Origin of the sequence: Acinetobacter sp. ANC 4648 (genome assembly GCF_002135345.1) — a bacterium.
In the GTDB taxonomy this organism is placed as follows: Bacteria; Pseudomonadota; Gammaproteobacteria; order Pseudomonadales; family Moraxellaceae; genus Acinetobacter.
This window is the reverse complement of the sequence record NZ_NEGI01000001.1, coordinates 187,979-206,085: the sequence shown is the minus strand read 5'-3', so window position 1 is coordinate 206,085 and position 18,107 is coordinate 187,979. Positions and strand designations below refer to the sequence as shown.

20 protein-coding genes are annotated in these 18,107 nt (G+C 39.0%); 16 read left to right on the top strand and 4 right to left on the bottom strand.

The genetic code is table 11. The features are described from left to right. Position 1: 1 nt before the first annotated feature. The 11 genes from rpmD to B9T27_RS00920 all read left to right on the top strand — a co-directional run bounded on the left by rpmD (position 2) and on the right by B9T27_RS00920 (position 7,661). On the top strand, positions 2 to 178 hold the full coding sequence (gene rpmD / locus B9T27_RS00970) for a 50S ribosomal protein L30 (RefSeq protein WP_086189598.1): 177 nt from the start codon (positions 2 to 4) through the stop codon (positions 176 to 178). A gap of 3 nt (positions 179 to 181) precedes the next feature. Further along, positions 182 to 622: a 50S ribosomal protein L15 gene (gene rplO, locus B9T27_RS00965; RefSeq protein WP_086202309.1), complete on the top strand. Its 441-nt coding sequence runs from the start codon at positions 182 to 184 to the stop codon at positions 620 to 622. A gap of 45 nt (positions 623 to 667) precedes the next feature. Beyond that, the gene (gene secY / locus B9T27_RS00960) at positions 668 to 1,987 is read left to right on the top strand and encodes a preprotein translocase subunit SecY (RefSeq protein WP_171263306.1); all 1,320 of its coding nucleotides are present in this window, start codon (positions 668 to 670) and stop codon (positions 1,985 to 1,987) included. Between the two features lie 20 nt (positions 1,988 to 2,007). Further along, entirely contained in the window at positions 2,008 to 2,124 is a 117-nt protein-coding gene (rpmJ, locus tag B9T27_RS00955) for a 50S ribosomal protein L36 (protein WP_000867907.1), read from the top strand. Between the two features lie 106 nt (positions 2,125 to 2,230). After that, complete coding sequence (rpsM, locus tag B9T27_RS00950; protein WP_086205002.1) at positions 2,231 to 2,587, top strand: 30S ribosomal protein S13; 357 nt, start codon at positions 2,231 to 2,233, stop codon at positions 2,585 to 2,587. A gap of 19 nt (positions 2,588 to 2,606) precedes the next feature. Further along, the gene (gene rpsK / locus B9T27_RS00945; RefSeq protein WP_004281491.1) at positions 2,607 to 2,993 is read left to right on the top strand and encodes a 30S ribosomal protein S11; all 387 of its coding nucleotides are present in this window, start codon (positions 2,607 to 2,609) and stop codon (positions 2,991 to 2,993) included. A gap of 12 nt (positions 2,994 to 3,005) precedes the next feature. Further along, positions 3,006 to 3,632, top strand: a complete 627-nt coding sequence (rpsD, locus tag B9T27_RS00940) for a 30S ribosomal protein S4 (RefSeq protein ID WP_086202306.1) — start codon at positions 3,006 to 3,008, stop codon at positions 3,630 to 3,632. Positions 3,633 to 3,649: 17 nt separating this feature from the next. Next, entirely contained in the window at positions 3,650 to 4,657 is a 1,008-nt protein-coding gene (locus tag B9T27_RS00935; protein ID WP_086202305.1) for a DNA-directed RNA polymerase subunit alpha, read from the top strand. An 18-nt stretch (positions 4,658 to 4,675) separates the two neighbouring features. After that, a complete protein-coding gene (rplQ, locus tag B9T27_RS00930; RefSeq protein WP_004691290.1) occupies positions 4,676 to 5,041 on the top strand; it encodes a 50S ribosomal protein L17 in 366 nt (121 codons plus the stop codon). A 196-nt stretch (positions 5,042 to 5,237) separates the two neighbouring features. Next, positions 5,238 to 6,728 carry a flavin-containing monooxygenase gene (locus B9T27_RS00925; protein ID WP_086205001.1) on the top strand — a complete coding sequence of 497 codons (1,491 nt, stop codon included), beginning with the start codon at positions 5,238 to 5,240 and terminating at the stop codon, positions 6,726 to 6,728. Positions 6,729 to 6,872: 144 nt separating this feature from the next. Beyond that, positions 6,873 to 7,661, top strand: coding sequence for an alpha/beta fold hydrolase (locus B9T27_RS00920; protein WP_416224379.1), 789 nt, complete (start codon positions 6,873 to 6,875; stop codon positions 7,659 to 7,661). Between the two features lie 37 nt (positions 7,662 to 7,698). Here B9T27_RS00920 and B9T27_RS00915 read toward each other — a convergent pair whose 3' ends face one another. Beyond that, on the bottom strand, positions 7,699 to 8,871 hold the full coding sequence (locus tag B9T27_RS00915) for an acyl-CoA dehydrogenase family protein (RefSeq protein WP_086204999.1): 1,173 nt from the start codon (positions 8,869 to 8,871) through the stop codon (positions 7,699 to 7,701). Positions 8,872 to 9,059: 188 nt separating this feature from the next. Here B9T27_RS00915 and B9T27_RS00910 point away from each other — a divergent pair, with 188 nt between their 5' ends. The 5 genes from B9T27_RS00910 (at position 9,060) to B9T27_RS00890 (ending at position 14,652) form a co-directional block, all read left to right on the top strand. Beyond that, the gene (locus tag B9T27_RS00910; protein WP_086204998.1) at positions 9,060 to 9,317 is read left to right on the top strand and encodes a succinate dehydrogenase assembly factor 2; all 258 of its coding nucleotides are present in this window, start codon (positions 9,060 to 9,062) and stop codon (positions 9,315 to 9,317) included. A 142-nt stretch (positions 9,318 to 9,459) separates the two neighbouring features. Further along, the gene (locus B9T27_RS15180) at positions 9,460 to 9,717 is read left to right on the top strand and encodes a hypothetical protein (RefSeq protein ID WP_143222553.1); all 258 of its coding nucleotides are present in this window, start codon (positions 9,460 to 9,462) and stop codon (positions 9,715 to 9,717) included. A gap of 543 nt (positions 9,718 to 10,260) precedes the next feature. Continuing rightward, entirely contained in the window at positions 10,261 to 11,334 is a 1,074-nt protein-coding gene (locus B9T27_RS00900; RefSeq protein ID WP_086204996.1) for a hypothetical protein, read from the top strand. Positions 11,335 to 11,425: 91 nt separating this feature from the next. Continuing rightward, positions 11,426 to 12,022, top strand: coding sequence for a rhombosortase (gene rrtA / locus B9T27_RS00895; RefSeq protein WP_086204995.1), 597 nt, complete (start codon positions 11,426 to 11,428; stop codon positions 12,020 to 12,022). 437 nt (positions 12,023 to 12,459) lie between these two features. After that, positions 12,460 to 14,652, top strand: coding sequence for a TRAP transporter large permease subunit (locus B9T27_RS00890; RefSeq protein WP_086204994.1), 2,193 nt, complete (start codon positions 12,460 to 12,462; stop codon positions 14,650 to 14,652). A gap of 387 nt (positions 14,653 to 15,039) precedes the next feature. Here B9T27_RS00890 and B9T27_RS00885 read toward each other — a convergent pair whose 3' ends face one another. From B9T27_RS00885 to B9T27_RS00875, 3 genes are read right to left on the bottom strand one after another with little or no spacing between them, the layout of a single operon-like run. Next, complete coding sequence (locus tag B9T27_RS00885; protein WP_086204993.1) at positions 15,040 to 15,474, bottom strand: hypothetical protein; 435 nt, start codon at positions 15,472 to 15,474, stop codon at positions 15,040 to 15,042. A 12-nt stretch (positions 15,475 to 15,486) separates the two neighbouring features. After that, positions 15,487 to 15,696, bottom strand: a complete 210-nt coding sequence (locus B9T27_RS00880; protein WP_086205397.1) for a YheV family putative zinc ribbon protein — start codon at positions 15,694 to 15,696, stop codon at positions 15,487 to 15,489. Between the two features lie 42 nt (positions 15,697 to 15,738). Beyond that, a complete protein-coding gene (locus B9T27_RS00875) occupies positions 15,739 to 17,778 on the bottom strand; it encodes a M3 family metallopeptidase (protein WP_086204992.1) in 2,040 nt (679 codons plus the stop codon). Positions 17,779 to 18,107 lie beyond the last annotated feature (329 nt).

The window sequence follows — 18,107 nt, the reverse complement described above, 5'->3', positions numbered from 1 at the left end:
CATGAAAACGATTAAAGTTACCCAGACTAAATCTTCTTCGCATCGTTTGAAAAATCACAAACTTTGCCTACAAGGTTTAGGTCTGCGTCGTATTGGTCATACTGTAGAAGTTTTAGATACACCTTCTAATCGTGGTATGGTCAACAAAGTTTACTATATGGTTAGTGTAGAGGAATAAGCCATGACTCTGCGTTTAAATGAACTTGCACCTGCTGAAGGTGCAAAACGTGACAGCCGTCGTTTAGGCCGTGGTATCGGTTCTGGCGTTGGTAAGACTGGTGGCCGTGGTGTCAAAGGTCAAAATTCACGTAAAAGCGGTGGTACACGTCCAGGTTTCGAAGGCGGTCAAACAGCGTTATATCGTCGTTTGCCTAAATTCGGTTTCACTAGCCAATTGGCTTTGAAAACTGCTGAAGTACGTTTATCTGAGCTTACTAAAGTTGAAGGTGATATTGTTTCTCTTGAAACTTTAAAAGCTGCGAACGTAGTACGTAAAGATATGATTCGTGCTCGTATCGTTCTTTCTGGTGAAATCACTCGTGCATTCACTATCCAAGGTGTTGCATTGACTAAAGGCGCTAAAGCTGCTGTTGAAGCTGCTGGCGGTAAAGTCGAGGAGTAATCGCGAGTGACTATGTCTCCTAGTTCTACAGGTCATGTTAACATGATGAAAGGCCAACCATTTCATGTGAAATATCGTGAAATCATTCGTCGATTAATGTTCTTAGTTGGCGCATTAGTGGTCTTTCGACTAGGAACGCATATTCCTCTACCAGGTATCGATAATGTCGCTCTAGCACATTTTTTCAAAGCTAATGAAGGTACTTTTTTAGGTTTGTTTAATATGTTCTCGGGCGGGGCATTGGAGCGAATGTCTATTTTGGCGTTAGGAATTATGCCGTACATTTCTGCATCAATTATTGTGCAGTTGATGTCGACTGTTGTTCCTTCGCTAGAAGCATTAAAGAAAGAGGGCGAGCAGGGTAAGCGTAAGATTAATCAATATACGCGTTATGGCACGCTATTACTTGCATTGGTCCAAGGTATCGGAATGTGTGCGGGACTGATCAGTCAAGGGATTACTTTGACTTCAGGTCTTGCATTTTATGTTCCAGCACTAACGTCGTTAGTTGCGGGTACCATGTTCTTAATGTGGTTAGGGGAACAAATTACCGAACGTGGTGTTGGTAATGGAATTTCAATGATCATTTTTGCAGGGATTGTGGCAGGTCTTCCAAATTTAGTAATCCAATCATTTTCTTCAGTTGAAAATGGTCAGTCAAGCTTAATCGGTTTAGCTGTTTTTGGTTTACTCTCTTTGGCGGTGCTTGCGGCTATTATATTTATTGAGAAAGCTCAACGTCGTATACCTGTAAACTATGCTCAAAAGCAGCAAGGGCGTCGTGTATTCACTGCACAGCAAACACATTTGCCATTGAAGATTAATATGGCAGGGGTAATTCCAGCAATTTTCGCTAGTTCGTTATTGTTGTTCCCTGCAAGTTTAGGTCAATGGTTAGGTAGTGCTGATCCAAATGCAGGAATCGTGAAGCGTTCGCTACAAGATTTGGCATTAGTGTTATCGCCTGGACAACCTTTGTATTTGGTGCTCTTCGGTGCGTTAATTATCTTTTTCTGTTATTTTTATACGGCACTTGTATTTAGTCCGAAAGAAGTAGCAGAAAACTTGAAACGCAGCGGGGCTTATGTACCTGGTATTCGCCCAGGTGAGCAAACTGCTCGTTACTTAGATCATATTCTTAATCGTTTGACTTTTATTGGTGCAATCTACATTACAATTATTTGCTTAATGCCAATGATTTTGCAAAGTTCTTTTGGTATTCCATTCCATTTGGGTGGTACTTCTTTGCTAATTGTAGTTGTTGTTGTGATGGACTTTATGGCTCAGCTACAAGCTCATCTCACTTCTCACCAGTATGATGATCAAACGTTAATGAGAAAAACGACTGCTCATCCTAAGGGATAAGCGCACTTAGAGGTTTCATTATGAAAGTTCAAGCTTCTGTAAAGAAAATTTGTGGTAGCTGTAAAGTTATCCGTCGTAATGGGGTTATTCGCGTAATTTGCAGCGCAGAACCTCGTCATAAACAGCGTCAAGGTTAATTTAATTTAGACCTGTTGATTTCAGTAGGCAAATTAGGTTATTATCCGCCCCTCAAGATTTTTGCGGGGCGGTTGATTATCTTTGCTGCCTTTTTGGAGAAAATGAATGGCTCGTATTGCCGGTGTAAACATTCCGGATAACAAGCATGCTGTTATCTCTCTTACGTATATCTTTGGTATTGGCCGCCATACTGCTAAGAATATCTTAGCTGCTGTTGGTATCCAAACGACTACTAAGATTCGTGAATTAGATGATGCTCAGCTTGATGCGATTCGTGCAGAAATTGCTAAGGTTCCGACCGAAGGTGATTTACGTCGCGAAATTTCCATGAACATCAAACGTTTAATGGATTTAGGCTGCTACCGCGGTCTTCGTCATCGTCGCAGCTTGCCTGTCCGCGGACAACGCACGAAAACTAACGCTCGTACCCGTAAAGGTCCGCGCAAACCTATTAAGAAATAAGATTTCTGGAAGCTAAAAGATGGCTAAAGATACTCGCGCACGCAAGAAGGTCACTCGTACCGTCTCTGAAGGTGTTGCACACATTCACGCTTCTTTTAATAACACCATTGTGACTATTACCGATCGTCAAGGTAATGCACTGGCTTGGGCTACCTCTGGTGGACAAGGCTTCCGTGGATCACGTAAATCAACTCCGTTTGCTGCTCAGGTAGCTGCTGAAGTTGCTGGTAAAGCTGCTTTAGACTACGGTTTGAAAAACTTGGACGTCCTTGTAAAAGGTCCTGGTCCTGGTCGTGAATCTGCGGTTCGTGCTTTAGGTGCAGTGGGTTATAAAATTAACAGCATTACCGATGTGACGCCTATCCCGCACAACGGTTGTCGTCCACCTAAAAAACGTCGCGTCTAAGGAGAATCATTCATGGCTCGTTATATTGGTCCAAAATGCAAACTCTCTCGCCGCGAAGGGACAGACCTGCAACTTAAATCAGGCGTTAAACCGTTTGATGTTAAGACTAAAAAACATGCTAAAGCTCCTGGCCAACACGGCGGAGCTCGTGGTAGCAAACAATCTGAGTACTCACTACAATTACGTGAAAAACAAAAAGTACGTCGTATGTACGGTGTGTTAGAGCGTCAATTTAGTAATTACTATAAAGAAGCTGCTCGTGTTAAAGGCGCAACAGGTGAAAACTTGTTGAAATTGCTTGAAAGCCGCCTAGATAACGTTGTTTATCGCATGGGTTTTGGTTCTACACGTGCAGAAGCTCGTCAGCTTGTATCTCATCGCAGTATTACTTTGAATGGTCGTCGTGTTAACATTGCGTCAATTCAAGTTAAAGCTGGTGATGTGATTGCAGTTCACGAAGGTGCTAAACAACAATTACGTATTAAAAACGCAATTGAATTAGCTACTCAACGTGGAACGCCTTCTTGGATGGAAATTGACCATTCTAAATTGGAAGGTACGTTCAAAGCTGCACCAGATCGTTCAGATTTACCTGCTGAAATCAACGAAAGCTTGATTGTAGAATTGTATTCTAAATAATCCTTGAGGTAGCAATAATGACGCGTACTGCAAACGAGTTTCTAACTCCGCAAGCGATCAAGGTCGAAGCGGCAAGCGGGACCTCGGCAAAAGTGATTCTGGAACCGTTAGAGCGTGGCTTTGGTCATACTCTGGGTAATGCTTTACGTCGCATTCTATTGTCTTCTTTACCTGGCGCTGCTGTGGTTGAAGTTGAAATAGAAGGTGTCGAGCACGAGTACAGTACTTTAGAAGGCTTGCAGCAGGACATCGTCGAGCTCTTGCTGAACCTTAAAGGATTGTCTATTAAGCTGTTCGATCAGAACGAAGCATATTTAACATTGGAAAAACAAGGTCCTGGTGATGTAACTGCCGCAGATCTTCGTTTACCGCATAATGTTGAAGTGGTTAACCCTGATCATTTGATCGGCACATTGAGTGCTTCAGGCTCATTAAAAATGCGCCTGAAAGTTTGTCAAGGTCGTGGCTATGAAACTTCTGACTCACGTTTCCCTGAAGGCGAGACTCGCCCTGTAGGTCGTTTACAGTTAGATGCTTCTTATAGTCCAATCCAACGTGTTTCTTACACCGTAGAAAATGCGCGTGTTGAACAACGTACGGATCTTGATAAATTGGTCATCGATCTTGAGACCAACGGTACAGTTGATCCAGAAGAAGCGATCCGCAAAGCGGCAACAATTTTGCAACAACAAATTGCAATTTTTGTTGATCTTCAGAAAGATCAAGCTCCTGTTGCTCAGGAACCTCGTGAAGAGGTTGACCCAATCTTGCTTCGTCCAGTGGATGATCTAGAGCTAACTGTTCGTTCTGCTAACTGTTTGAAAGCAGAAAATATTTACTACATCGGTGACTTGGTTCAACGTACTGAAGTAGAGTTGTTAAAAACTCCTAACTTAGGTAAAAAATCGTTAACTGAAATCAAAGATGTTCTGGCTTCAAAAGGCTTACAACTCGGCATGCGTTTAGAAAACTGGCCACCAGCTAGTTTACGTATGGACGATCGTTTTGCCTATCGTAGCCGTTAATTAAGTAGGACTATCACCATGCGTCATCGTAATAGTGGTGTGAAATTAGGCCGTACAAGCAGTCATCGTAAAGCGATGTTCCAAAACATGGCTAATTCTTTGTTTGAGCATGAGTTGATTAAAACAACTGTGCCTAAAGCAAAAGAATTACGTCGTGTTGCTGAGCCTTTAATCACTTTAGCTAAAAACGATACTGTTGCAAACCGTCGTTTGGCGTTTGCTCGTACTCGTTCAGCAGCAACTGTTGGTAAATTATTTACCGTTCTTGGCCCTCGTTACAAAGAACGTAACGGCGGTTATCTACGTGTGCTTAAAGCGGGCTTCCGTGCAGGTGATGCTGCACCGATGGCTTACGTTGAGCTTGTAGATCGCGAAGTAAAATAATGCGTTACTGAATAGCCTTGGTTATTCAAAAAAGGCCGGTTAATTAACCGGCCTTTTTTACGTCTATTGTTGGACAATCTTAGGGATTTGTCCTGATTTGATATGAATTTTGTCAGAAAAACACAAACTTGACATTGCGTATTGTCAAAATTATGCTTTAATAAAAATGAAATTATGCAAAGGTTATAAAAAGAACATGGAAAAGCAAGTTGATATTCTCATTGTGGGTGCTGGTATTTCTGGGTTAGGAACAGCAGCGCATCTAACAAAAAATTGTCCCCAACGTAATTTTGAAATTATTGAGCGTCGTGAGAGTTTTGGTGGGACTTGGGATTTGTTCAAATATCCAGGTATTCGCTCTGATTCAGATATGTCGACTTTTGGTTTTAATTTTAAACCATGGCAAAAATCTAACGTATTGGCTGATGGTGCATCGATCAAAGGCTATTTATCTGAAGTGGTAGATGAGTTTAAACTCAAACAAAAAATTCATTTTAAACATCGAGTTTTGTCTGCAAATTATGACTCTTCGCTCAGTAAGTGGGTCGTACAAATTGAAGATGAAAATCAAAAACAGCAGACTTGGATTGCCAATTTCGTTTTGGGTTGTACAGGTTATTATAACTATGACCAAGGTTTCCAACCAGATTTTCCAAATCAAGACGCATTTAAAGGTCAACTGATTCATCCACAACACTGGCCTGATAATTTAGATTACGCCGGTAAAAAAGTGGTGATTATTGGCAGTGGTGCAACAGCCATTACTTTGGTACCTGCCATGGCCAAAGGTGGTGCCGGGCATGTCACTATGTTACAACGTTCGCCTACTTATATTGCTTCCATCCCATCGGTAGATTTTGTCTATGACAAAATGCGTAAAATTTTACCTGAAGACCTAGCTTATAAATTGACCCGTGCTCGTAATATTGGGATGCAACGCGGTATTTATGCACTTGCACAAAAGCAACCTAAACTTTTACGTAAACTTTTATTAAAGTCGATTGAAATGCAACTGAAAGGTAAGGTAGATATGAAACACTTTACTCCAAGTTATAATCCTTGGGATCAGCGTTTATGTGTGGTTCCAGATGGTGATTTATTTAAAATTTTGCGTTCAGGTAAGGCCAGTGTTGAAACGGATCAAATTGAGAAGTTTACTGAAACAGGTATTCAACTTAAATCGGGCAAGCATTTAGAGGCAGATATTATTGTGTCTGCTACAGGTCTAGAAATTCAAATTTTGGGTGGGATTAAAGCAACTATAGATGGAAAACCTTTAAATACCTCAAAACATATGTTGTATCAGGGTGTTATGGTAAGTGATGTGCCAAATATGGCCATGATTATTGGTTATATTAATGCCTCCTGGACGCTGAAAGTTGATATTGCGGCTGATTATATCTGTCGTTTAATTAACTATATGGATAAAAAAGGCTACGATGTTGTTATTCCACAAGGCGATGCCACTGAGTTGTTAGAAGACACAGTCATGGGAAGTTTGAGTTCGGGTTATATTGCTCGTGCTGTCGATGTGATGCCTAAGCAAGGTAAACATGCACCATGGAAAGTGACGAACAATTATTTAGCTGATCGTAAAGAGCTGAAACACGCTACGTTTGAGGATGGTGTACTGCAGTTTCACAAGCATGCATCAGATGCTTCACGTAAACCTAAATTAGTGTCATAACATCACATATTTATAAAGGAGCTTCGGCTCCTTTTTTATTACTTAAATCTTAATAGTGTGATGAAGACTGATCAGTTTTGTTTTTTCCTAAAAATATATGCTAAAAATGAAGAAAAATAATAAGGAGTAAGAGCATTGGATCGCTTGGAAACAAATGAGCAATTTTTAACGTTAGCACAAGGACAAATTTTTATTAAACAATGGAAATTTAAGCCAAGCACACATGTTGATAGAGCCCCTATTATTTTATTTCATGAATCATTGGGCAGTGTCGATTTATGGCGCGATTTTCCTGAGCAATTAGCTAGAGTAACACAGCGGAATGTGATCGCGTATGATCGTCTAGGGTTTGGAAAATCTTCAGCACGATATAAAGCACTAAATTTTAACTTTGTGACACAAGAAGCCACTGAGGTTTTACCTGCGCTATTACAATTGTTGGGCTTGAATGAATTTATTGTGATGGGACATAGTGTCGGTGGAGGCATGGCGACTATCTGTGCAGCTCTGTATCCTATCCAGTGTAAAGCTTTGATTACAGAAGCTGCACAATCTATGGTTGAAGAGCTGACCTTGGATGGCATCCGTCGTGCCAAAGTTGCTTTTGCAGATGAGAAGTTTTTGAATCGTTTAGCTAAATATCATGGTGATAAAACACAATGGGTTTTGGATGCTTGGACTAAAACTTGGCTGTCACCTGAATTTGTAACATGGGATTTGGAAGCTTATTTAACTCAGGTGCATTGCCCATTATTAGCGATACATGGTGAAATCGATGAATATGCAAGCCTTGCACAGCCGAAGAGGTTAGTTGCGTTAGTACAGGGTGAAACTGATTTGTGTTTAATTGAGCAGTGTGGACATTTTCCGCAGCAGGAAAAGCCAGAACAGGTATTGAGTAGGATTCAAAAGTTTTTAGAAAAAATAGGTTAAGAAAAATGGGGCCTTGACCCCATTTAAATTTTTCAACTTAGAGTGAGCGTGAAATCAATTCTTTCATAATTTCATTGGTTCCTGCATAAATTCGGTTGGCACGGTTATCAATATAAGCACGTGCAATTGGGTATTCAAGCATGTAGCCATAACCGCCATGTAACTGTAGGCATTCGTCGACTACCGATGAAAACATATCTGAAATTTTATATTTTGCTGCTGCAGCCGCATCTACCCCGAGTTGCTCATCGAGTTGTAGTTCCATGCAACGGTCTAAATAAGCACGGCTAAAATCAATTTCTGTGCGTAATTCTGCCAATTTAAAACGCGAGTTTTGGAAGGTACCAATCGGTTTACCGAAGGCTTTACGGTCTTTGGTGTATTGTACCGTATGCGCAAATGCAGCTTCAGAGCCAGCCTGACAAATAATTGCTACTAGCATACGCTCCCAAGCAAGTTCTTTCATTAGCATGATAAAGCCCATACCTTCCATGCCTAATAAATTTTCTTTAGGCACGCGAACATTGTCAAAGAACAATTCACAGGTATCTTGTCCTTTCATACCAATTTTATTTAAAGGTTTGCCTTTAGAAAAACCTACGCGATCTGCTTCAACCATAATCAGTGATAAATTGGCTGAACCTTTCTCATTGCTACCAGTTTTACATACGACAATAGCCATATCGCATAAATAACCATTGGTAATAAAAATTTTAGAGCCATTAATAACGTAGTCATCACCTTCTAGAACAGCAGTAGTACGCACACCTTGTAAGTCTGAACCAGTCCCTGGTTCTGTCATGGCAATCGCTGTAACCACTTCGCCAGATGCCATTTTAGGTAACCATTTTTTCTTTTGATCTTCATTCCCAAAGTTATTGACATAGTTTGCAACAATATCGGAATGTAAAGAAAAGCCAGTAGAAGAGTCCATAGCATAGGCTTGTTCTTCAATTAAAATCATGCTGTAAAGGCGATCTACACCATAACCCCCATATTCTTCAGGCATGGTTGCACAGAGTAAGCCCATTGCACCGGCTTTATTCCATAAATCACGGTCTACATGTTGTTGCGTTTCATATTTTGCAATATTGGGAACCACTTCTTTTTCATAAAATTTACGCACAGTTTCACGGAATGCTTCATGTTCAGCATTAAATAACGTACGTGGTAACATATTCGGTAATGGACGAATTAAGCCTGATTGCATTGTTATTGTTTCCATATGCAGTGTTATAAAGTTAGCTTAAAACTAAGATAAGCACGGCAAAGGTTCAATGAGATGAATGCTCAATTATCCAGAATAAATGAATAATTTGGTCATTCACTGGATTTTGTTTAATTCTGATCAGGCTATCGGGTACACTAAGTTTGATTTTTATCAATCGGGTTAAAGGTATGTTTGAAGAATTAACTTTAGAAGAACGTAAAGTTATTTATCGTGCACGTCGTGGTTTAAAAGAAATTGATGTGTATTTTGATCCCTATGTAAAACAATATTATTTACAGGCAGACGCGGCTGAAAAAGCGATGTTTGCTGAACTTATTGAGCAGGAAGATCCAGATTTATTGGATTGGTTTATGGAAGTCACTGAGCCACCACGCCCTGAGCTTAAAGATTTTATTGTTAAATTGAAGCACTATGTTCATGGCTAATCTAAATTCAGTTGATATCCATAGCTGTTTTAAACTGAAACCTAGCCGATTATCGGTTATGTTTCAGTTTTTGTTATTCATTGGCATTTTTATATGCCTGTATCAAGCGGTCACAGGCCTCGTGTTAACCTGTGGTTTGCTCATGACTGTTGTAGCTTATTTTATTTTTATGCAGCAGGATCAGATTGAGCAATTGGAACAACTTGATCATTCGGAATGGACATTACGCTTTAAAAAATCGCAAGAGTTACAACGAGTGAAAATGGATAAAATGATTGATCACCATTTTTATATTGTGGTTTATTTTCAATCCAAAACCCTTAAACCAATGATTATTTGGAAAGATCAATTGAGTCAATTATCGTGGAAAAGTCTAAAAATGCAGGTTAAACTAAATTAATTGTCTAACAATAAAAATAAATATTATTTTTAAAAAGCAATATTATTCAAAAATTTATAATTTTATTTTTAAATTTAAAACATAATTGTCTAACGAGTATAGCGAAAAAACTGCGATGACTTAAATTGTCTGACAATTAATCGGTCATATTCTCAAGCAAAGCTGTAAATTAAAACGACCAACAGCGAATGAGGAATTTCAAATGAGCGAAATTCATACCTATTGGTTTCTAGTGGTCGCTATTGTTTTAGCGATTGTAGTAGGAAGACTAGGAACTATGCTGAGGGAACAGATTGAGAAAACTCAAAACAAATAAACTCTCTTGGGGGTTTACCGTTTAATAAGTAGCATGTGCAGAACCGTCGCAGTGCTACTTTTTTTTGCCTAAAATTTGCATTAAACTCGATTTAGGTCAATTTTTTATAAAACTATAAATGACAGACTATAAAATTAAAATTAGAGTAAATACTCTTTAATTCGGATTGTGCATCTGATATTTTAATCAAAAAGGGAATAAACACAATTATATAGAGGACAGGAAGTATGTCTAAAGTCCATAAATTTAGCCAGTTGCTCGTTACAGCCGCGGTTGCTTCATCTATTTTATCCGGTTGTTCTTACGCGGTTAAAACTGGCGCAAATGTCGCTTTAGGTTTCAGTGAACAGCATATTGTCCCGCCTATTTTGGCGGGTGGTGATGTGGATATGGCATGTAATTCGGGCAATGCGTTAACACCTGCGATTATGGCAACTAAAGATATGGGAGCAGATCCCACACGCATGGCTGTTTTACTTTATTCAGCAGCGGGAATGTGTGCTGAAAATCGTGCATTAGATGCAGAGTTACGTTACATGCGTGCATCGAAAGATGGCAAAGTTTCGGAAGCACAAGATGCACGAGTAGAACAAAAACGTTGGGCTCGTCTTGCAGCAGAAAGACAATATACGGGTTATCAATTATTTGCAGAAAGTTGGCAAGCAAAATATAAATATAAATTAGGCGATTCTTGTCCGACGATGCGTAAAGACTTGGATCAAACAGTGTATTTACTAGGAATGTTGAGTGGCTTGCAATCGATGACCAATGATATTAATTCGGGTGGTCAGGCTAATGTTCCTAAAGATATTGCTGCGATTGTTGAACGCGGCTTAACGTGTTTAGATAATAACAAATACTGGGGTGCGCCAATGGCGACGCGTGCGGTGATTTGGATATTATTACCAGGTGCGGATGAAGGTAAGCCGAATCCATATCTTACATTACAACAATCGATGCAAATTGGTGAGCAAAAAGGTGTCCGTTTAGCTCATGCACTAAATGCTGTTGCAGCTCAAGCCAGTGGTGATGATGCAAAAGTTCGTGATGCATTACGAAAATATGCAGCATCTAGAGAAGAAGATAAGCCCGTTAATCCTGAATTTCGCTTAGTTGATGCGATGGCAGGGCAAATGGTTCAAGCAGTTGCAGATCGATATTGGACGGAGCATACAGGTGTACGTGCAGCAGATGATGGCATGATGACATTCTGGGATGATCAAGTTTCAGCAGGGGATGATGAACTTTTTGAAGCACCGACAACTGTTGCTGAATCTTCTGATACTGCACCACAGTCATGACCTGAATCAGGTACGCATCTATATGTCATAAGGATAAAAAGAGAAATTGTCGAGATGATAATTTCTCTTTTTTAATTCATGAGTACAGTTTATGAATGATCAAGCGTTAATTAAAAAAGTCCTGTTTTTAGCGATTGCAATGAGTTTTTCTGCTTGTTTACAAGTATTTTATCAGATTTTCATTTATTGGCGATTTTCTTTTTTTACTGAACCATGGCGATGGTGGACGGCACATTGGGTTCATGTCGGCTGGACGCATTATTTTTTAAATATGTTGGCTTTTGCTTGTTTGCCTTTTATCTTTCCACGGGTTAAGAGTCGACATCTGATCGGTTTACTCTTAATCATACCGTTATTTATCAGTTTTTGTTTTTATTATTTCTATCCGAATGTCGAGGCTTATGCAGGACTTTCTGGGGTATTACATGGCTTATACGTGGCTTGTGCAATCTATTATTTACAGTTTAAATCGGAACGAAAATTTTCAATTATTGTTCTTGGTTTAGTGCTTATAAAAATTGTGTGGGAAAATACCTTTGGCTCTTTACAAACCGCTGAATTAATTGGCAGTCCAGTGCTTGTCGAAGCGCATTTTTTAGGTGCAATCGGGGGCTTAATCATCGCAATTATCTATTTTGCAGTACGTTATTTAAAAACAGTCTCAGCAAAAAAGACTTCCTCGTCTTGAGGATCTTTTAAGTTTAGAGTCATCTCAAAATTTATATCTTAGAATCGATAACGATTTTGATTCGGTGCTTTAGAATTGTTTAAAGACTTGATTAGAATATTTTATAAAAGTGCCTTTAAAGTGCTGCAAAATATAAAAAAGTTTTCAAAATCCATGTTTTAAGTTGATTCTTTCTCAAATCAAGGTATGTTACATAGAATGCTAGTCCTCGTATTTATTGAGTATTAACATCTAAAACTTCGATGATATTGAATGAGTTGGCATAAAGTGTTGAAAAAAAACCAGACACAGTCATGTCAAAGCACTGCAATTTAAGTCACATTCGAAAGGTAATATCAGGAATGGATATTGGGTAATGGATTTTACCTAAGACCAAAAATAAAAGATGAGCTGTACAAGATCTTGTATGGTGGCAACGTATAAAAACTGGAATAACAATGCAAGAACCCGTAAATAAAAGATCGGGATTAGGTCTACTCAGTTATCTCTGGAATGAGTGGTTCTCAACCTTTTCTATTCTTATTCTACTTCTGCTGACCCTCATTATTGGGACAGGAGATATGATTCATGGCCAATTATTACGTATCGGGGAAAGCCTGTACGGTAATGAAAAAATAGGAATGCAGTATTCCTTTTTAAGGGCTGAACCAGAGAAGCCAAACTGTGACCGCCATCCAAATACGGATGCACTTGTACAGCAACAAATGCAAGCAAACTCAAAAGATGAGTTTTCAGATATTTTTGGTACTTCATCTGAGGCAGATGTTCGTCAATCGATTTTGGCGGCACAGCAACAGTGTGAAGAAAAATATGCATTTTATGAAAAATCGATTAATTATCTAAATGAACACACAATGATTCGTCCGTATCGAAATTTTGAAACGGGTTTCTTTTGGGTGTTTAAACATGGTACAGAAAATAAAGTCATCATTTTATTGTTGATGGTAGTGATTTCATCCATTACTGCCTCCTTAAAAATGCATCATATTGGTTTACGTCCAGCAAAGACAAAACTTGATTTCCGTGTCTATAGTTTCATGATGGTATTGGGTAATGGATTACTCAGTTACTCAGTCATCAGTCAATATCAATCAGTTCTCAATTCTGGGGTGGTTTCGACCTTTGAAACTCTGGCGGTCTATTGGTTATGGATAATTTTATTCATCAGTTTAACTCTGATTAGTTTATTTCAGTTCTTTAGAATTCCAGCGACAGCCACTGATGGTGGCAAAATTGGTTTAGCCTTATTAAGTACACCGTTATATGCTTTTATGGCTGTACTAACGGGAATTGCATTTACGTTCTTTATGGATTATCCAATGGGGCAAGGAATATACCTTGGTCAATTGGTTGAATTTTCAGGAATATTTTTAAACCTTGCACTATTTATTTGGGCTGGGATGTTGCTGACTCAAACCCGTGTAATGGATTTATTCCTTGCCGTTCTGCGACCATGGAACTTGGCACCTGAAACCTTGACTTGGTTGATCCTCATTGGTGCCGCAATTCCAACCGCTTATACTGGTGCTTCAGGTATTTTTGTGATCGCAGCGGGCGCAATTATCTATAAAGAAGTCTGGAATTCAGGTGCACGTCGTCAATATGCACTTGCCGTTTCTGCAATGTCAGGTTCTTTAGGTGTGGTCTTACGTCCATGTCTATTGGTGATCTTGATTTCTATGCTAGATAGTCGTCATGTGACTTCGGATGAATTATTTGATCATGGTATTTATGTATTTTGGTTAACTGCTTTGATCTTCTTGGGTGTTTCATTATTCCTTGCAGAAGATAAATTCCGTATTAATCCACCCAAAGTTGCACTACCAGGGATGATGCGTGCATTTGTTCCTGTAATTCCATATATCGTGATTGTTTTTGTAATTGTTGGCTTGTATAAATTTGGTCTTGATACACAAATGGACGAATTTACTGCACCAGTTATTTTACCGATTATGCTGTTAGGCTTTATCTTATTTGATAAAATGTTCGGTGATCGTTTACCGCTTCCTGAAAATAATAATTTAGCTTTGCAACATGAGAAAGAGTCAGCTTATTTAAAAGAACATGGCGATACTGCAGATCATAAACGTGGTTTTGGTGGTGCAATTCGTTTTGCAACTTCTGAAAGTGTCGGGCACATTGGTGCATTGATCTTATTGATGGCATTGTCTGCAAGTATGGGGGGCTTGATCGAGCGTAGTGAAATCGTCACGGTGGTTCCGACACATCTTGGTAGTATTGTGATTACACTGGGCTTCATGGCATTACTGCTTGCAATCATTGGAATGTGTACAGACCCATTTGGTGCTGTGATTCTGGTCGCGGCAACTGTTGCACCCGTTGCCTATGAAAATGGGATTCATCCAATTCACTTCTGGATGATTGTACTGGTTGCATTTGAATTTGGTTATGTGACACCACCTGTGGCACTGAATCACTTACTGACGCGATTGTCGGTAGGAGATGAAGAAGTTGCTGAAGCTGATGCTGAAGCGAAAGCCAAGTACACCAATTTCTACTATCGTTATGAACGTTGGTTATTACCGATTATCGTATTGTTCTCTTCATTGTTATTGGTCACCTTCGTGCCTTATTTCTTAAATATGTTTGATTGGTACGCTCATAAATAAACTTTAAGATTTGACAAAAAGCACCTTAGGGTGCTTTTTTATGGATGATGCGTTTATTCACAGAATAATGTATGCAATTTTTAAATTTATTTTGCAAAATAAGGGACATAAAAGCACTTTCCATAAAATAATGCTTAAGCTAATCCAATGGTTTAATCTTGCATATCATCATAAGTATCTAAAAATAATGATCATTTTTTATCGAGGATAATTGGTCTTGCATATGTCGGTTTAGCTAGGTTGGGTGCAGTTAGAAAGTGCTGTTTATGCCATGAATAAGGGGGGAGATATCGTGGATATTAAAATTAAAGAAATTAGTATTTAGTAAGCCAAAATAAAAAAGCCTTAACCAAATATGAAGGCTTTTTTATTTTGGTTAGTGTCTGCTTATTTTTGGGTTTGAGCCAATTGTTGTTCCAATAGCTGAATTTGCTCTTCTTTCAGCTTAATCAGTTGATCTGCATCTGTATGCTGTGTCTGGAGCGTTTGTGCCTGTTCATCTAATTGCTTTTGAATATCTTCAAGTTTTGCCATTTCTTCTTTGGCGGCAGTGGCATTTTTAGGCACTTCATCTTTTAAAATTTTTTCATCATCTAAAGTAGAGGTGCTTGGTTCAGAGGTGGCAGTTTGTTCAGCAGAATGTGCTAAAGGCGGTGCTGAATCTTGTACTTGAGCTGTTGCCATTTTATTTTGCACTGGCTGGTTTTTTGGCTCAGTCGTATTACTCATCCACAGATAAATAATGACCAGTAAGATAATTGCAATAAGTCCCCCAGCAATCATCCATATTAATTTAGAGTTTTCTCTATGATCAAGTGGCATTGATGAACCTATTTATTTTGTTTGACGAGGCTTAAATTGAATGACCCCAATTTCATCGGGTGTGGCTGGCTCTTCCGGCGCATCTACATGTGTAGGGCGATTTTCAGAATATCCACATTCAATACATTCAATCCATTCATCTGTTTGAGTGGAAAGCATAACGATACGATCTGAGGCTTCACATTTTGGACATTTTGCACCTGCAATGAAGCGACGTTTGATGTTCACTATACTAACCACTCGAAAATAATAATGGCGCCTAGTTTAAGCGTTTTTAGAGGCCTTCGTCCAACCTTGATGACGGAGTAAAGCATCTATTTTTGGTTCGCGTCCACGGAAATTGATAAACGCATCAAGCGCAGTATCTTTTCCGCCAACTGCTAGAATAAATTGTCTAAACTCATTTCCTGTCTGTGTATTAAAAACCCCTTCTTGTTCGAAGCGATCAAAAGCATCACTGGCTAAAACTTCAGCCCATTTATAAGAATAGTAACCTGCTGCATAGCCACCCGCAAAAATATGACTAAAACTATTTTGGAAACGGTTATAACTGACGGTCGGTAAGACAGCAAATTTATGACGAATATCATCCAAAGTTGCTTGGATTTGTGCTGCATTTAATGCAGGGGTGAGTTTATGAATAGTTAAATCAAAAAGTGCAAATTCGATTTGACGCAGGGTTTGCATTCCAGATTGGAAGAAGCGTGCAGCTAATAATGCTTTAAGTAATTCTTCAGGTAAGGTTTCTTTAGTTTCAATATGTTCACTTAAACAATCCAAACTGTCTTTATCCCAAGTCCAGAACTCCATAAACTGGCTTGGTAGTTCAACCGCATCCCATGCCACGCCGTGTGTGCCTGCAACTGAAATATTATCTACTTCAGTTAACATATGGTGTAGGCCATGTCCAAACTCATGAAATAGAGTATTTACTTCATCATGAGTTAATAATGCAGGTTGATCACCTACGGGTGGGGTAAAGTTACCTACCATGTAGCAAATTGGTTTTTGTAGACCTTTTTCAGTTTGCATACGAGAACGGAAACCACTCATCCATGCACCGCCACGTTTTCCACTACGTGCATACAGGTCGAAATAGAATCCACCAATCACAATGCCTTGGTCTTCGAGTTCGTAATAATGTGCATCTGGGTGCCACAATGGAGCTTCACGTTCAATTACGGTGATACCGTATAAACGATTGACGACATTGAATAACCCTTCAATGACTTTCGGTGCAGGGAAGTAAGGTTTAAGAGATTCTTGTGATAAATTAAATTGTTGTTGTTTTAGTTTTTCAGAATAGTAGGTGCTATCCCATGGTTTTAAATCATCAATCCCATCTTGTTGTGCAATTTCTTTAAGTTCAGCAATTTCTTTGAATGCAGGCGTACGTGCATGTTCTGCAAGTTCGACCAAAAATTGATTTACTGTTTCAACATCAGGTGCCATTTTACTGGCAAGTGAATACTCTGCGTAATTATTAAAACCTAACAGCTTTGCCATTTCCTGACGTAAGCGAAGGATTTCTTCCATGACTGGAGTATTGTCAAAATTGGGATGCGCTGATTGTTCCGAAGCGCGTGTTACATATTCTTTGTAGAGTTCCTCTCTAAGTTCACGATCATCAGCATAAGTCATAATCGCTAAATAAGAAGGCATATCTAAGGTTGCAACAGCTTGCTCTAACTCACGTTGCTGACCATATTGTTTTAATAGTTCAATGCTGCTTTGTGGTAAGCCTTTGAGCTGATTCTCGTTAAGTGGTTTGCTAAACGCTTGAGTGGCATCCAAGACATGATTGGAAAAGTCTGACGAAAGCTGTGATAAGCGTGCTGAAATTTCAGCATAACGTGTTTTTTCCTCACCTTCTAAGGCAACACCTGAAAGTTTAAAGTCGCGTAAAGCCAGTTTAATCGCACTTTGTTGTGCAGGTGGTAGTGTGTCGAAGAGGGGAGCATCGAAAACATGTTGATAAGTTTGATAAAGTGGAACATGTTGACCAAGTGCTGTGTAGTACTCACTTAGTGCAGGTAGAAGTGATTGATACATTTCACGGGTTTCAGCATTATTCATCACAGCATTGAGATGTGACAAAACTCCCCACGCTTCACTCATATTATTTTCAAGCGTATCAATCTTTTCTAAAATATGCAGTTGTTCTTGGATACTGTCTGGCACTTGAACCAATTCGTTTAGGAAATTTTGTCCATTTTGAATTGAATTTTCGATATTTTGTTTTAATGCATCTAAAGTAATTTGATCAAATTGTGGTACAGGCAAGGTTGCCTTTTCTAATCTCATATGTCTACGCCAAATAATTTTTAAGTTATCTGTAGATGTAGGGCTTATGGTGAGGGAAATCAAGGGATACTTAAAAAATTGGCAGTTAAAATTGAATGAAGTAAAGCAACTGCAAATGTTTAAAGTCATCTTATCGTGACAGTATTCAATATCATCATCATTTTCTAGTGTTGTTATCCAGAGCTATTCATCTGTAAATAGTTGCAAGGAGAACATGAATAAAAAAAGGTAGTTAAAATTAAGCAGCGTGTGAGAGTATTGAAGTATATCTTGTATTCTTATTCGATTATGCAATGTATTAGTACCGATATCAGGTATAGAAAAGAGAG

Bases quoted from the DNA above. Each gene is read 5' to 3' on its own strand.
- rpmD (WP_086189598.1), top strand. From the start codon at position 2: ATGAAAACGATTAAAGTTACCCAGACTAAATCTTCTTCGCATCGTTTG.
- rplO (WP_086202309.1), top strand. From the start codon at position 182: ATGACTCTGCGTTTAAATGAACTTGCACCTGCTGAAGGTGCAAAACGT.
- secY (WP_171263306.1), top strand. From the start codon at position 668: ATGAAAGGCCAACCATTTCATGTGAAATATCGTGAAATCATTCGTCGA.
- rpmJ (WP_000867907.1), top strand. From the start codon at position 2,008: ATGAAAGTTCAAGCTTCTGTAAAGAAAATTTGTGGTAGCTGTAAAGTT.
- rpsM (WP_086205002.1), top strand. From the start codon at position 2,231: ATGGCTCGTATTGCCGGTGTAAACATTCCGGATAACAAGCATGCTGTT.
- rpsK (WP_004281491.1), top strand. From the start codon at position 2,607: ATGGCTAAAGATACTCGCGCACGCAAGAAGGTCACTCGTACCGTCTCT.
- rpsD (WP_086202306.1), top strand. From the start codon at position 3,006: ATGGCTCGTTATATTGGTCCAAAATGCAAACTCTCTCGCCGCGAAGGG.
- B9T27_RS00935 (WP_086202305.1), top strand. From the start codon at position 3,650: ATGACGCGTACTGCAAACGAGTTTCTAACTCCGCAAGCGATCAAGGTC.
- rplQ (WP_004691290.1), top strand. From the start codon at position 4,676: ATGCGTCATCGTAATAGTGGTGTGAAATTAGGCCGTACAAGCAGTCAT.
- B9T27_RS00925 (WP_086205001.1), top strand. From the start codon at position 5,238: ATGGAAAAGCAAGTTGATATTCTCATTGTGGGTGCTGGTATTTCTGGG.
- B9T27_RS00915 (WP_086204999.1), bottom strand. From the start codon at position 8,871: ATGCAATCAGGCTTAATTCGTCCATTACCGAATATGTTACCACGTACG.
- B9T27_RS00910 (WP_086204998.1), top strand. From the start codon at position 9,060: ATGTTTGAAGAATTAACTTTAGAAGAACGTAAAGTTATTTATCGTGCA.
- B9T27_RS15180 (WP_143222553.1), top strand. From the start codon at position 9,460: ATGACTGTTGTAGCTTATTTTATTTTTATGCAGCAGGATCAGATTGAG.
- B9T27_RS00900 (WP_086204996.1), top strand. From the start codon at position 10,261: ATGTCTAAAGTCCATAAATTTAGCCAGTTGCTCGTTACAGCCGCGGTT.
- rrtA (WP_086204995.1), top strand. From the start codon at position 11,426: ATGAATGATCAAGCGTTAATTAAAAAAGTCCTGTTTTTAGCGATTGCA.
- B9T27_RS00890 (WP_086204994.1), top strand. From the start codon at position 12,460: ATGCAAGAACCCGTAAATAAAAGATCGGGATTAGGTCTACTCAGTTAT.
- B9T27_RS00885 (WP_086204993.1), bottom strand. From the start codon at position 15,474: ATGCCACTTGATCATAGAGAAAACTCTAAATTAATATGGATGATTGCT.
- B9T27_RS00875 (WP_086204992.1), bottom strand. From the start codon at position 17,778: ATGAGATTAGAAAAGGCAACCTTGCCTGTACCACAATTTGATCAAATT.